Source organism: Amycolatopsis azurea DSM 43854 (genome assembly GCF_001995215.1).
GTDB lineage: Bacteria > Actinomycetota > Actinomycetes > Mycobacteriales > Pseudonocardiaceae > Amycolatopsis > Amycolatopsis azurea.
Map to the genome: position 1 here is coordinate 649,427 of NZ_MUXN01000002.1, position 12,227 is coordinate 661,653.

Genomic DNA, 12,227 nt, shown 5'->3' on the forward strand with positions numbered 1-12,227 from the left:
ACGTCCCTCTTTCCACACACCCCTTACCCTGGGTGACACTTCGCGTTCTCGTGATCGGCACAACCTTGATCAACGGAAGATTTGGCACGTCGAGCGTCCGGATCCTCCGTTGTCCCGAAAGTGGCTGTCGCGACACGGCCAGATAACCGCAGCCTGCCGGTACTCTGCATTCGGACATCGGAAACTCTGCCCCAGAGGTTCACATGACGACGAGGAAGATGTTGGTCTTACTGACTTGTCTGGTGATACTCGCCGTCGCGGTCGGCCTACTTTGGTACTACGTTTGGCGTGAGCCGCCGCCCAGAAGGGTCTTCGTGTGATCCTTCAGACGACCTCGAAGTTCGCCATCATCGCCATGTCCTCGTGTTCGGCGTTGTGGCAGTGGAAGACGTACCGCCCGCGGTAGCCGTCGAAGCGCGTGATCACCTCGACGGACTCGCCCGGGGCCAGGTCCACGGTGTCCTTGATGCCGCCGTCGAACGGACCCGGTTGACGCCCGCCGCGCGAGAGGATCCGGAACCCCACCAGGTGCAGATGCACGGGGTGGTGGATGTCGGCGACGAACCGCCAGATCTCCGCGTCGCCGAGACGCGGGCTCGCCGACATCAGGTCCGGCGAGAACGGTTCCCCGCCGATGACCCAGCCCGCGCGACCGTGGACGGTGCCCGCGCGGAACGAGAAGTCGCGCGTGACCGTGGCCTGCTCGCGAGTGAGCGGCGGGATCACACTGAGTTTCGCGGGAACCCGGCTGTCGTCCGGTGCGCGACGGGCGACGACGAACCGCATCACCTGGGCGGTCGAGCCGGAGCCGAGCCGGTTCACCAGGGTGACCTCGGTGCCGACCGGATACCGGCCGAAGTCGACGACGACGTCGTACCGTTCCGCGGGCCCGATCGGAAGATGGTCGTGTTCGCGCGGCGCGTCGAGGAGGCCCTGGTCGGCGCCGATCTGGACGAAACCGCCCCCGCCGGGCGGTGGCGGGTCCAGCGCCAGGTCGTAGCGGCGGGCGTTGGACCCGTTGAGGATCCGCAGCCGGTACCGCGCGGCCGCGACCTCGTGGACCGGCCACGGCGCGCCGTTGACCAGGATGACGTCACCGAAAACGCCCTCCACGTAAGCACTTTCCACTCCCGGCGTGGTCCGCAGCGTCCGGTCGAGGGACGGATACGCGAAGGCGCCGTGCTCGTCGAAGGAACGATCGGCGATCATCAGTGGCAGCTCACGGTCCCCGGACGGGAGCCCGAGCGAGTCTTCCTCGTCGTCGCGGACCAGGTGGAAACCGGCCAGGCCCCGGTACACGGCGGGACCGGTGAAGTCCATGCGGTGGTCGTGGTACCACAGGGTCGCGGCCCGTTGCCGCAACGGGAAGACGTAGTCGCGCTCGCCGTCGGAGATCCGGGCGCGGGCGTCGACCATCCCGTGGCCGGCGTGCCCGGCGTCCCAGCCGGACTTCGGCAGGACGAGGTCGGTCGGATACCCGTCGGAGTCGGCGGGCGTGTGCCCGCCGTGCAGGTGGACCACGGTCGGGACGGGAAGTTCGTTGCGGTGGCGCACCACGGTCGTCCGGTCACGCCGCGATTCGATCGTCGGACCCGGGAAGATCCCGTCGTAGCCCCAGATCGGCGTCCGGACACCGGGCAGGATCTCGGCCGTGGCCGCCCGCTGCGTGATCGCGTAGTGATCCGCGTCCGCTGTCCTTTGTGGACGCAGGACCGGCGGGATGGGCAGCGGGACCTGGAACGGCCGCGGCAAGGGGAGTCCGCTGCGCAGCAGCTCGCCGGTCCCGGGCGAACCCTGCGCGATCAGCCGGGGCGCGGCGATGCCCGCGGCGACGAGGACGCCGGCCCCGCCGACGAGGCCGAAGAAGGTCCGGCGGGGCATCGGGCGGCTCATCGGCTCGCCCGCCAGGTCTGCGGCCGCCAGACGGCGACCGTCGTCAGCACCATGCCGGTGACCAGGGCGACGCCGAGCGGGATGTGCAGATCGAGCGCGCCCGCCAGCCCGGCGAAGTACTGCGCGGTCTCGCCCGCGGCGAGCAGCAGGCTGACCCAGAACAGCCAGCGTGGCCCGCGCACCAGCCAGAGGGCCAGCGCCGCGAAGAGCTGCGCGTACGCCACGAACGACACGGCGTCGGCGCCCAGGCGATGCAGCGAGAGCATGTCGTAGGCGCCGCCGAGGTAGCCGCCGGCGAACACCGGCTGGCCGATGATCGCGACGGCGTGGATGCTCACGAGCACCCGGTTCACCACCAGCGTCCCGCTCGCCTTCCGGCTCGGGCTGGTCAGGGTTTCACTCACGTGACCGAACGTAAGAGCGGACGCCTTATGCTGTCCAAGACAAGTTCGGTTATCTGTTCATAACAAGCGAGGTATCAACGGTGGATCTTCTGGCCCTCCGGTACTTCCAGACGGTCGCCCGGCTCGAACACGTCGGCCGCGCCGCCGAGAAGCTGCGGGTCGCGCAGCCCTCGCTCAGCCGGACCTTGGCCAGGCTGGAAAACGACCTCGGCGTACCCCTGTTCGACCGGCACGGCCGCCGGATCCGGCTCAACCGGTTCGGCGCCGCGTTCCTCCGCCGCGTGGACCGGGCGCTGGCCGAACTCGACGACGCCCGGCAGGAACTCGACGACGCCGCCGGGCTGGAACGCGGCACCGTCACCGTCGCGGCCGAAAGCCTGCTCGTCCTCACCGAACCGCTGCGCACCTTCGTCCCCGGACATCCGCTGGTGGACGTGCGGCTGTCCCAGGCGTCGGGGGAGGGAATGGCGGAGAAGCTGCGGTCGGGCGACGTCGACCTGTGCGTCACCTCGCAACCGTTGTCCGACGACGACATTCGGAGCCAGGTGCTGCTCGATGAACGCGTGATGCTGTGCGTTCCGTCCGGTCACCGGCTCGCCGGACGCGGCCGCGTCGCACTCTCGGACCTCGCGGGGGAGCCGTTCCTCACCACGCGGCCGGGCTACTGGCAACGCGCTCTCGTCGAACGTCTCTTCGCGAAGGCCGGTCTGGACCTGCACATCGTCTGCGAGGGCGACGAAGCCGCCGTACTCTTCCAGCTCATCGACGCGGGTCTCGGCATCGCGTTCGTGCCTTCCCTGGGGCTGCGTGCCGACACGAGCACGACCGTGGTCTGGCTCGAGGTCGACGACCCTGAATGCCGGCGCGTGCTCAGCGTCGCGTGGCGTGAGGACACCTATCTTTCCGCCGCCGCCCGGCGTTTTCGCGACCACGCTGTCGAACACTTCCACGCGCAGGCCGAAGCCGGGTCCCGGTCGGAATGACCAGGACCCGGCCTCGGAGAGGTGCTTACGGGTTGAGCGCGACGCCGTAGGCGCTCATGGCCTCGCCGATCGGCTGGAAGTACGAGGTCCCGCTGCCCTTGCCCGAGGTGATGCCCAGGCCGACGCTGCCGGAGAACAGGCAGCCGCCCGAGTCACCGGGGTTGACCAGCGCGTTGGTCTGGATCAGCTGGTAGACCGAGCCCTCGGAGTAGTTCACCGTGACGTTCAGCCGCTGCACGGACCCCGAGGTGAGGCGGGTGGTGCTGCCGCTCTTGCTGATCCGCTGCCCGACGGTGGCGGATCCGGCGGAGGCGATCTTCTGAGTGGAGCCGTTCCACAGGGTGACCGCGCCGGGGCCGCTGCCGCTGGTGTTGCGGATCAGGCCGTAGTCGTTGTTCGGGAAGCTGGCGCCCTGCGACGGGCCGACGTTCCACTGCGACACCGCGCGGGTGCAGTGACCGGCGTCGAGGATGTAGTTCTGGCCGCCCTTGTTGGTGTTGAACCCGACCGAGCAGCGCGTGCCGCCGCCGGTGATGGCCTCGCCGTTGTAGATCGCGGTGTGCATCTCGCCGGTGGTCCGCTCCACCCGGACCCGGTCGCCGAGCGCCTTGGCGGCCTTCACGAGGGCTTCGGAGCCCTTGGCCGCGTCGGACACCGTCAGCACGACCTGGTTGGCCTTGGGGTCGAGGCCGATCGACGTGTGCGTGACCGTGGGCAACGCCTGCAGGGAGTCCTGCGCGCTCGTCAGCGCGGCGGTGGAGTACTTGACCACCCGGGCCTGCGCCCCGCTCGCGGTGACCTGGTCCGCCGCGGCCTGGTCGAGCACGTTCACCACCGGCTTGGCGGCGTCGTCGAGATAGCCGTCGGCGGCCCTGTCGCCGAGGGACGCGGTGATGTTCTGCAGCGTCGCGACACTGGCCGTCTGCGTCCGGAGGAACTCGACGGCGGCGGCCTGGCTGATCCCGGCGTCCGAGGAGAGGGACGTCACCGCCTCCTGCTGCACGGTGGCGGAGTAGCCCTCGATCGTCGTGGCGGTGGCCGTCGACGGCGCGAGGAAACCGACGGCCGCGGCTGCGGCCACCAAGGTGATGGCGGTACGGGCTAAGGGGTTGGGGCGCATACCGGTGACTCACTTTCGCGAGGGAGGATCCAGCGCGAAGGGTGGCCGCACTGGACACAGCGGGGTCGCCGGGCACGGCCAAGGTGACCCGGCACCGGTGATCCGGTGCCGATCATGGTGGAGCCGCGCGGCCGACGGGGGATACCGACTTTCGTTGGACAGGAAGAAAGATAGGTACCCCGCCGTTCGGCCTACCGACGTATTCGCGCACAGCAAACGGAGTTCGTCACGGTCAGGTTCACACACCTGGCCTAGCGCCTTGAGTGGCGAGAATGGTTTGAACCACCTGTACCACTCAAGAGGCCCACGTACCTCCGTCGCCGAAAGCGAGCCGCGTGAAGCGCTCCCCCATGAGCCGATGCGTGGCCGCGTCCGGGTGGAGGTCGTCGGGCAGGGGCAGTTCGACGTGGTCCGCCTCGCCGTACAGTTCGAGGCCGTCGAGGTAGTGCAGGTTCGGATCGGTCGCGCTTCGCTCCTTGACGATGCGCGCGAGTTCGCCGCGGATCGTGGTGAGCGTCAGCTTCCCGGCCGTGACCTCCGCGGGATCACCGGTGGCGATGAACCGCACCTTGCCTTCGCGCATGGCTTCCGGGTCGAACGAGCAGGGGCCCGGGGTGTGCTCGTGGATGGGGCAGTGGATCGGCGAGACGACCAGCAACGGCGTCGTGGGATGCCCATCCCGGATGGTGTCGAGGAAACCGTGCACGGCCGGGCCGAACGCGCGCATCCGCATCCCGTCCGAGTTGACGAGGTTGATGCCGATCTTGACGCTGATCAGATCGGCGGCCGTGTCCCGCATCGCGCGGGCGGTGAACGGGTCGAGCAGCGCGCTGCCGCCGAAGCCCAGGTTGACCAGATCGACCCCGGCGAGGGTCGCGGCCGTGGCGGGCCAGGTCCCGGTCGGGGTCGCCGCGTTGGAACCGTGGCTGATGGAACTGCCGTGGTGAAGCCAGGTGCGTCGGCCGTTCGACGGTGCACTGTGGACGGTCGCGTCGGTGCGCAGAGCGACCAGCCGCGTCGATTCGTCGTGCGGCAGCCAGATCTCGACGTCCTTGTCCTCGCTCGGCAGACCGGCGAAGCGCAGGGTGCGCACGGGGCCCGGCGTGGACTCGGCGGTGCCGGTGGACATGTCGATGGTGAGCGTGTCGCCCTCGGTCACGCTCGCCTGTCCCGCGAGCCGGCCGTCGACGAGCAACTCGTAGACGCCGTCGGGCCTGGGCGGCACGCCGACGTAGACCCGCTTGGTGGCGATGACGTCCAGTTCGACGACGGTGGCCGCGGTGCGGAAAGCCAGCCGCACGCCGGACGGCTGTGCTTCGGTCATGGCCAGCTGGCCGTCGGGGATCTGCCGCCTGGCTTGCGGCGGAAGCCGGTGGGGGAGCACGCCGCGTTCGGTGTACTCGAGGTCCAGGGCGCCGCGGACGAGGGCGGCGGTGATCGGGGTCGTGAGCATTTCCTCTGTCATTTCCTTCGGGGCCAAGCGCGCAGCAGGACGTCGAGCGCGTCGAGGATCTCGGTCCAGCTCTCCTGCGAGCCGGGGGAGCTGTGGCTGAAGCCGCCTGCGGCCTCCAGGCCGACAAAGCCGCTGAAGACACTGCCCAGCAGCCGGACCGCGTGCGTCTGATGCGGTTCGGCCAGGTCGTAGCCGCGCAGGATCGCGCGGATCATCTCGGCGTGCCGGGCACCGGCGCTGGTGGCGGCCTGTTCCGGCGCGAGCCGGAACCTCGCGGCGGTGAATCTGCCGGGATGTTCGAGGGCGTAGTCGCGGTGGACGTTCGCCAAGGCGACCAGCGCGTCCTTGCCCGCCAGGCCCGCCACCGCGGCGGCGGCGAGATCGGCGAGGTCCGCCAAGGCCAGCAAGGCGATCCCGGTCTTCAGCTCGTGGGCGTTCTTCACATGCGAATACAGGCTCGCGGTCTTGACGCCGCACCGTTTCGCGAGCTCCGTCGGGGTCACCTGTTCGAAGCCGATCTCGTCGGCCATCTCCGCGCCCGCCTGGATCACGCGCTCCGTGGTCAGTCCCGCTCGTGCCATGACCACCACGTTACCATAGTCCATTCTGGACTTGCCTAATGCTATTAGGCTTGAAACCTGGGTTCGGTAGCGCGGGCCGCGCCGGAAGCTGGACGTGATCCGAACGGAGGTGAGCGTCATGAACACGGTGGACCCGGAGCGGGCCCGGCACGATCGGCTCGAGCGACTGCGGGGAGACCGCCGTCTGCTCGTGGCCGCCGTCCTGGCGTCAATGGTCACCCTGGCCTGCGGTTTCGTGGCCGGACACGGCTTCGGTGAACTTCTCGAGCAGTTCCGGACCATGGCGATCGACAGCGTTTTCGACGACCGCGGTGACGGCGAACCGCCGTACGGGCCCGTGTGGGGGACCTTCGGTTTTCTCGGCTGCCTCGCCGCGGGCGGTCTCGCCGGTGCCGCCGCGCGGCGCTATCAGGGCCGGCCGTCCGCGCCTGCCTTCCTCGCGGTGCCTGCCCTCGCGGCCAGTACGCTCGGCATCTGGGAATCGTCGCGAGGATGGCTGCCACCGCTCGCCGTCGGCACGGCGGTCGACCCCGTCTTCCACGAAGACGAAAAGTGGGGGTTCGGGGCGTGGCTGATGTACTACGCCGACCGCTGGGCGCCCGCGCTTCTGTTCGTCTTGACGGCGCTGGTCTCGTGGTATGCCGTCCGGGCTTCGCGCCGGTACGCCGAGATGGTCCGGACCAGGGACCGGCTGCTGCGACACGGACGCCGGGCGCCCGCCGAAATCGTCGAAGTGAAGCTGCGCCTGACCGGGGACGAGTCGGGCACGCGTGTCGTGGGCGCGAACGTGACGGTGTCGTTCCTCGACCTCTCGGGCGTCCGGCACTGGGCGACCCGCCGCACCCGGGACACCACGATCGCGACCGCCGAAGTGCTGTTCGACCCGGTTTCACCCGACGACGACAAGAAGATCTTCGTGGCGCTGCGGCGCCACCCCACCCTCGGTGACTGGCTGCCCGCGGCCTGATCTCCGCCCCGAAAAGTCTGGAGACACGTTCATGTCGGCTGTCCGAAGAGCACTCGTACTCGTCCGCGGGTTTCTGGCGGGGGTCGTCATCGGGACGACGCTGTGCGCCTTCGTCGTGGGCATCGTCATCGAGTACGTCCCGCTGATCATCGCCGGGCTGGGACTTCCCGTCGTCTACGGGATCCTGCTCTACCTGGCCGGGGCGCCGCGGCGAGCGCGCGAGGCGAGAGTCGCCCCGGTGAACGCGCTCGCGAAGATCGAAAGCCTCCGGGCGGGCGGGACCGAGACCGGGGACATCCCGGTCGACTTCGTCCTCACCGTCGCGCCCGAGGGCGCGGCGACGCACCGCGTGCGGATCACTCACGGCGTCAACCTGGTCGACATCCCGGACTACCGGCCGGGCGGGATCCTCGTCGTCCAGTACCCGCCGGACCGGCCGTGGAAGGCGAAGATCGCGGAGCGGCTGTCCCCGGAATGGGAGCGTCGCGTGGCCGACGCCGTGATCGAGTCCGCTCCGGAGTCCAGCCTGATCCAGGAGCCGCCGGAGGGCTGCGCGTTCGGCGCGCTCGGCTTCCTCGGCCTGCTGCTCGGCGCGGCGCTCGTGTTGTTCCTGTTCCGCGCGGAACTGTTCGCGCCGGAAACGCCCTCCCGAGCGGAGGAAACGCAGTCCAGCGTGACCACTTCCTCGTCGGGATCCGCGACCGTGGACGTCGACAGGTCGCTGCTGGGCGAGGGGGAGTTGCGCCGGGCGATCGACGGGCTGGCGCAGGCCGCGGACGTCTCCCAGGTGATCACCGTTGTCGTCGAGGAGCGACGGCTGACCGTGGTCTTCGCGCCGACCGAAGCCAAGGTACCGCGGTTCGACCTCCGCTCCCTGGCTGTCGACCGTGTCCCGCCCCTGGTCCGGAGGGCGATGGCCACGATCGACGTCGGGTCGCCGCAGAGCTGGCAGGTCACGATCGTCCCGTTCGGGACCGTCGTGAGCAGCCGCGTGATCGTGACCGGTCCCGACGGCAGCGGTTCCCTCGCGGACGGAGGCTGAAGTGTCCAACGCCTGGCCCGCCGTTGAACAACTCGCCCTACGGCTGGACTTCCCCTCGCCCCACCGGTAGACCAGAACCCCGTGACCTCCGCCCCACGCCGCCTCGCCGGCGTCCTCGCCGCCCTGGTGCTCACGATGGCCGGTGTCGCCGCCCCGGCCGCCGCGGCCACGAATCTGACCGTGCTGAGCTTCAACATCTGGATGCAGGGCTCGCACGGCGGGATCGGTTCGGTGGTCGACCAGATCCGGAAGTCCGGCGCCAACGTGGTGGCCCTGTCGGAGACCGGCGGCGGCGCCACCGAAGCCATCGCCGACGCGCTGGGCTGGCAGCACACCGAACCCGGCTGGGACATCGACGTGATCAGCGCGCTGCCGATCCAGGCCACCGACTGGAAGTCCTGGAACGACACGGGCGCGCGGGCCATCACGGCGAAGATCGCCGGCGTCTGGGTCTACGCGATCCACCTCGACTACACGAAATACGGCCCGTACAACGCGTGCTTCGACAAGGACAGTGTCAGCACGATCCTCGCCGACGAGACGAACCGCCGCCGGCAGGCTGAACAGATCGCCGAGTGGACGGGCAGCAGCCCGGGCATCGTCGCGGGCGACCTGAACAGCCCGTCCCATCAGGACTGGACCGCGGCCGCCAAATCCCGGCACTGCGGCTACGAGGTGGCCTGGCCGACCACGAAGGCGTTCACGGCTCGTGGTTTCACCGACTCGTACCGGAAGCTGCGGCCGGACCCCGTCGCGGATCCGGGCGACACCTGGTCCCCGGTGGTCAAGGACAATCAGGGCAGGCCGGAACCACAGGACCGGATCGACTTCGTCTTCTACCGCGGCGGATCGATCACGCCCCAGAGCACGCGCACCTTCGGCGGCGGGACGGGCTGGCCGTCGGACCACCTCGCCGTGCTGAGCTCGTTCACGGTGTCCTGACCGGAGTTCTCGTCGGTAACGTGTGATCATGACCGACGAGATCCTGCCTGCCATCGCCGGAGAGATCCTCACCGGAGAAGCCGCCCTGTCCGCCGCCGGGCGGGACTGGGGGAACCTGATCCACGCCCGGCCGGGCCTGGTGGTCAGGCCCGCTTCGGTGACCGATGTGGCCGTGGTGCTGAAGTTCGCCGCTGCGAGGGGACTTCGGGTCGCCGCCCGCGGCGCCGGGCATTCGCCGTACGGCCAATCACAGGCCGAGGGCGGGATCGTGCTGGACATGACCTCGTTGCCGCCACACCGGGTGGTCACCGGTGATCTGGTGTCGGTGGACGCGGGCGCCCGCTGGCGCGAGGTCCTGGAAACGACCCTGCCGCACGGGCTGACTCCGCCGGTGCTCACCGACTACCTCGAGCTGACCGTCGCCGGCACGCTGGTGGTCGGCGGGATCGGTGGCGCGACCCAGCACCACGGCACGCAGACCGACTGCGTGGTGGAGCTGGAGGTCGTCACCGGCACCGGCGAGGTGCTCACCTGCTCCCGCGAGATCAACCGGGAACTGTTCGACGCCGTCCTCGGCGGCCTCGGACAATGCGGGGTGATCACCCGCGCGGCCCTGCGGCTGATCCCGGCTCCCACGACGGCCAGGCGGTGGAAGCTTTACTACGACTCTCTTCCGGCCTTTCTGGCAGACCAGCGAACAGCAGTCAGGGACGGCCGCTTCGACTACCTCGAAGGACAGTTGGTTCCCGGGGACGACGGCCGGCGGTACATGCTGGAGGCGGTTTCCTTCTCCACACCACCTGACGAGCCGGACGAAGACGCGCTGCTGGATTCGCTCGCTTTCGGCGAGTCCGAGAACGAGGAGACAACGTACTTCGGCTTCCTGAACCGGATGGCGGACGGGGAGGCGGCCCTGCGGGCGGAGGGAAGCTGGTTCCATCCACATCCCTGGCTGGACCTGTTCCTCCCCGATGACGCGGTCGAGGAGGTCGTCGCCGAATTCCTCGCCACCACCGATGAATCCGAATTGGGCGCGACAGGACTGGTCCTTCTTTATCCGGTGCGGAAAGACCGGTTGACGACCTCGCTCTTCAGCGTGCCGGAGGGTGAGATCTCCTGGCTCTTCTCCCCGCTTCGCACCGGCTCGCCGGACGACCCGCTGCACAACGCGCGCTTGATCGAGCTCAATGTGGACCTTTACCGGAAGGTGCGGGATCTGGGCGGGAAGGCCTACCCGACGAACGCGCTGCCGATGTCCACGGAGGACTGGCGCGAGCATTTCGGTCCTGTGTGGCCGAAGCTCGCCGAGGCGAAAGCCCGTTACGCGCCGGGGAACCTGCTCAACCCGGGGCAGCGGCTCATGGACGGTTGAGGCCGCACTGGTAGAAATGTCCGATGCGGGATTTCTTCAAGGGTTTCGGGATGTTCTGGCAAGGCCTGGGCATCCTGCTGCGGTCGCCGAAGCTGCTGCTGATCGGGGCGCTGCCCGCGGTACTGACGACGCTGCTGCTGCTCGGCGGAGTCGTCGCCTTGGCGTTCTGGATCGACGATCTCTCACTGGTGCTCACGCCCTTCGCCGACGAGTGGTCGCCGCGGTGGCAGGTGCTGATCCGGGTCGCGGTCGGGATCGGGGTGTTCGGCGCGGTACTGGCGATCTGCCTGATCGGTTTCACCGCGCTCACGATCGCCGTCGGCGGGCCGTTCTACGAGCACATCGCGGAGAAGGTCGAGGACGACCTGGGCGGAGTGCCCGGCGCCGTCGAGTTGTCGTGGTGGCGCCTGCTGGTGATGGGCCTGAAGGACGGGCTGGCGCTGGTGCTGCGCTCGCTGATGTTCACGATCCCGCTCCTGTTCGCGGGCTTCATCCCGGTGGTGGGACAGACCGTCGTCCCGGTCCTGCTGGCGCTGGTCACCGCGTGGTTCCTCGCCCTGGAACTGATCGCCGTGCCGTTCTACCGGCGCGGGATGGGCCTGAAACAGCGACGCCCGATCCTGCGCCGACGTCGCGCGCTCGCCCTGGGTCTCGGGCTGCCGGCCTCGCTGTTGTGCCTGATCCCTTTCGCCGCGCTGATCGTGATGCCGGTGGCGTTCGTCGGCGGCGTGCTCGTCGCACGTGAGGTCCTCGTGACGGACGCGGCGGATCAGCCGCTCCGAGCGGCCTGAGCCTCACGAAGGACGTCGAGGAGGACGTCGGCCGATTCCGCGCCGGAGACGCCGATGGTGCGGTCGATCACGAAGAACGGCACGCCATCGGCGCCCAGCCGCCTCGCTTCACGGGCGTCCTCCCGGACGGCGTCCGCGTAGTCGTCTCCGGCGAGGACCCGACGCGTTTCTCCGGCGTCCAAACCGATCTCGACCGCGAGGCGGACCAAGGTCTCCGTGTCGTCCAGGATCTCGCCGTCGACCAGCAGCGCGCGTAACAGCCGTTCGTGGGCGGCCGCTCCGAGCCCGTGCCGCCCCGCGAACTGCGCGACCCGGTGGGCGTCGAAGGTGTTGCACATGTACGCGCTGTCGAAGTCGTACGTCAGGCCTTCGGCCCTCGCGGGCTCATCGACCCTGGTGACCATCGACCGGACCTGGGCGAGGGTGCCGCCCATCTGGTCCATGAGAGCCTCGTAGAGCGGTCGCGCGGCGCCCTGGGGGTACTGCGGGGCGAGTTGGAAGCTGCGCCAGACGACCTCGACGCCGCCGTGTTCGAACCGGCCGATGGCTTTTTCCAGCCGTCGTTTACCCAGATAGCACCAGGGACACCCGACATCGGACCAGACTTCGACGCGCATTTCTTCCTCCCGGGGGCCTCTGTGGCGGAGACGATCTTCTTCACGAATGATCTGGGACTAAC

The 12,227-nt window shown here is 69.2% G+C and carries 12 protein-coding genes; 6 read left to right on the forward strand and 6 right to left on the reverse strand.

Annotation, left to right across the window (positions count from 1 at the left end; genetic code table 11):
* Positions 1–324: 324 nt before the first annotated feature.
* Positions 325–1,893, reverse strand: coding sequence for a multicopper oxidase family protein (locus tag B0293_RS05055; RefSeq protein ID WP_039919094.1), 1,569 nt, complete (start codon positions 1,891–1,893; stop codon positions 325–327).
* Positions 1,890–2,297: a hypothetical protein gene (locus B0293_RS05060; protein WP_005162873.1), complete on the reverse strand. Its 408-nt coding sequence runs from the start codon at positions 2,295–2,297 to the stop codon at positions 1,890–1,892. The genes B0293_RS05055 and B0293_RS05060 overlap by 4 nt, the downstream gene beginning before the upstream one ends.
* Positions 2,298–2,377: 80 nt before the next feature.
* Here B0293_RS05060 and B0293_RS05065 point away from each other — a divergent pair, with 80 nt between their 5' ends.
* On the forward strand, positions 2,378–3,280 hold the full coding sequence (locus B0293_RS05065) for a LysR family transcriptional regulator (RefSeq protein WP_005162875.1): 903 nt from the start codon (positions 2,378–2,380) through the stop codon (positions 3,278–3,280).
* A gap of 25 nt (positions 3,281–3,305) precedes the next feature.
* On the opposite strand, the gene B0293_RS05070 is transcribed toward B0293_RS05065, so the two are convergent.
* The 3 genes from B0293_RS05070 to B0293_RS05080 all read right to left on the reverse strand — a co-directional run bounded on the left by B0293_RS05070 (position 3,306) and on the right by B0293_RS05080 (position 6,434).
* On the reverse strand, positions 3,306–4,361 hold the full coding sequence (locus tag B0293_RS05070) for a S1 family peptidase (RefSeq protein ID WP_005162878.1): 1,056 nt from the start codon (positions 4,359–4,361) through the stop codon (positions 3,306–3,308).
* Positions 4,362–4,695: 334 nt separating this feature from the next.
* The gene (locus B0293_RS05075; protein WP_005162880.1) at positions 4,696–5,853 is read right to left on the reverse strand and encodes a GDSL-type esterase/lipase family protein; all 1,158 of its coding nucleotides are present in this window, start codon (positions 5,851–5,853) and stop codon (positions 4,696–4,698) included.
* Positions 5,854–5,861: 8 nt separating this feature from the next.
* The gene (locus tag B0293_RS05080; RefSeq protein ID WP_039919119.1) at positions 5,862–6,434 is read right to left on the reverse strand and encodes a TetR/AcrR family transcriptional regulator; all 573 of its coding nucleotides are present in this window, start codon (positions 6,432–6,434) and stop codon (positions 5,862–5,864) included.
* 118 nt (positions 6,435–6,552) lie between these two features.
* Here B0293_RS05080 and B0293_RS05085 point away from each other — a divergent pair, with 118 nt between their 5' ends.
* The 5 genes from B0293_RS05085 to B0293_RS05105 all read left to right on the forward strand — a co-directional run bounded on the left by B0293_RS05085 (position 6,553) and on the right by B0293_RS05105 (position 11,548).
* Positions 6,553–7,401: a hypothetical protein gene (locus B0293_RS05085; protein ID WP_005162892.1), complete on the forward strand. Its 849-nt coding sequence runs from the start codon at positions 6,553–6,555 to the stop codon at positions 7,399–7,401.
* A 31-nt stretch (positions 7,402–7,432) separates the two neighbouring features.
* Positions 7,433–8,443 carry a hypothetical protein gene (locus B0293_RS05090; RefSeq protein WP_005162895.1) on the forward strand — a complete coding sequence of 337 codons (1,011 nt, stop codon included), beginning with the start codon at positions 7,433–7,435 and terminating at the stop codon, positions 8,441–8,443.
* 81 nt (positions 8,444–8,524) lie between these two features.
* Positions 8,525–9,385, forward strand: a complete 861-nt coding sequence (locus tag B0293_RS05095; protein ID WP_005162900.1) for an endonuclease/exonuclease/phosphatase family protein — start codon at positions 8,525–8,527, stop codon at positions 9,383–9,385.
* Between the two features lie 28 nt (positions 9,386–9,413).
* The gene (locus B0293_RS05100; protein ID WP_039919120.1) at positions 9,414–10,757 is read left to right on the forward strand and encodes an FAD-binding protein; all 1,344 of its coding nucleotides are present in this window, start codon (positions 9,414–9,416) and stop codon (positions 10,755–10,757) included.
* A gap of 23 nt (positions 10,758–10,780) precedes the next feature.
* A complete protein-coding gene (locus B0293_RS05105) occupies positions 10,781–11,548 on the forward strand; it encodes an EI24 domain-containing protein (RefSeq protein WP_005162902.1) in 768 nt (255 codons plus the stop codon).
* Here the strand turns inward: B0293_RS05105 and B0293_RS05110 are convergent.
* Complete coding sequence (locus B0293_RS05110) at positions 11,527–12,165, reverse strand: DsbA family oxidoreductase (RefSeq protein ID WP_005162903.1); 639 nt, start codon at positions 12,163–12,165, stop codon at positions 11,527–11,529. The genes B0293_RS05105 and B0293_RS05110 overlap by 22 nt on opposite strands.
* Positions 12,166–12,227 lie beyond the last annotated feature (62 nt).

What these genes read in the sequence shown, in the direction of transcription:
- B0293_RS05055 (WP_039919094.1), bottom strand. Translation starts at nt 1,893, where the DNA reads ATGAGCCGCCCGATGCCCCGCCGGACCTTCTTCGGCCTCGTCGGCGGG.
- B0293_RS05075 (WP_005162880.1), bottom strand. Translation starts at nt 5,853, where the DNA reads ATGCTCACGACCCCGATCACCGCCGCCCTCGTCCGCGGCGCCCTGGAC.
- B0293_RS05080 (WP_039919119.1), bottom strand. Translation starts at nt 6,434, where the DNA reads ATGGCACGAGCGGGACTGACCACGGAGCGCGTGATCCAGGCGGGCGCG.
- B0293_RS05085 (WP_005162892.1), top strand. Translation starts at nt 6,553, where the DNA reads ATGAACACGGTGGACCCGGAGCGGGCCCGGCACGATCGGCTCGAGCGA.
- B0293_RS05090 (WP_005162895.1), top strand. Translation starts at nt 7,433, where the DNA reads ATGTCGGCTGTCCGAAGAGCACTCGTACTCGTCCGCGGGTTTCTGGCG.
- B0293_RS05100 (WP_039919120.1), top strand. Translation starts at nt 9,414, where the DNA reads ATGACCGACGAGATCCTGCCTGCCATCGCCGGAGAGATCCTCACCGGA.
- B0293_RS05105 (WP_005162902.1), top strand. Translation starts at nt 10,781, where the DNA reads ATGCGGGATTTCTTCAAGGGTTTCGGGATGTTCTGGCAAGGCCTGGGC.
- B0293_RS05110 (WP_005162903.1), bottom strand. Translation starts at nt 12,165, where the DNA reads ATGCGCGTCGAAGTCTGGTCCGATGTCGGGTGTCCCTGGTGCTATCTG.